The organism is Stenotrophomonas ginsengisoli (genome assembly GCF_001431485.1).
GTDB classification, from domain to species: domain Bacteria; phylum Pseudomonadota; class Gammaproteobacteria; order Xanthomonadales; family Xanthomonadaceae; genus Stenotrophomonas; species Stenotrophomonas ginsengisoli.
In genome coordinates, this window is the sequence record NZ_LDJM01000066.1 from 1 (window position 1) to 915 (window position 915).

The following is a 915-nucleotide window of genomic DNA, read 5'->3' on the forward strand; positions in this document are numbered from 1 at the left end:
GCAGCAGGCGCAGGAACAGGCCAGTGCGGTGATTGCCGACTGAGCTTGCCTGCAAGCTGGCGCTGGCATGGAAAACAGGCCGGGCAATGCCCGGCCTGTTTTTTTTCGCGATGCGAGGGGGAGGGGTGAAGTGATCAGCTGCAGGGCAGCTGTTGCCTGCTCTCACTGCTCACTGCTCACTGCTCACTGCTCACTGCTCTTCCCTTACTGCTTGCCCTTCGGGCTGAGCTTGAGCAGGCGCCCGGCTTCGCCGTCCTGCAGCAGCCAGATGGCCCCGTCCGGGCCCTGTTCGACCTCGCGGATGCGCTCGCCCATGGCAAAACGCTCGGCCTCGCGCGCGGTCTCGCCGTCAAACACCACCCGCACCAGCGACTTGGACGACAGCCCCCCGATGAAGCCCGAGCCTTGCCACTGCGCGAAGGCCGCGCCGTTGTAGATGATGAAACCGGCCGGCGAGATCACCGAGCGCCAGGTCACGGTGGGGGCGAGGAATTCCGGGCGGGTGTCATGGTCGGGAATGCTGCGGCCGTCGTAGTGGTCGCCATTGGAGACCACCGGGTAGCCGTAATTGCCGCCCTTGACGATGCGGTTGAGTTCGTCGCCGCCCTTCGGGCCCATCTCGTGTTCCCACAGCTGGCCATTGCCGTCAAAGGCGATGCCCAGCACCGAGCGGTGGCCCAGCGACCAGACCTGGTTGGCCGGGGCGGGCTGGTCGGCAAACGGGTTGTCGGCCGGCACCGAGCCGTCATCGTTGAGACGGATGATCTTGCCCCGGTTGGGGGCCATGTCCCCGGCACGCGTCGAACTTCTGGCGTGCGGAGGAACTGATCCCCAGCTTCCCGTCCGGGCCGGAGGCCCGGCGGTGGCCGTAACTGAGGCGGCACGGCGTGATGGGACCCTCGGCACCGATACCAA

1 pseudogene is annotated in these 915 nt (G+C 66.8%); it reads right to left on the minus strand.

Annotated features, from left to right (window positions below):
• Positions 1-204: 204 nt before the first annotated feature.
• A pseudogene (locus ABB30_RS15285) lies at positions 205-915 on the minus strand (PQQ-dependent sugar dehydrogenase); the annotation flags it as partial.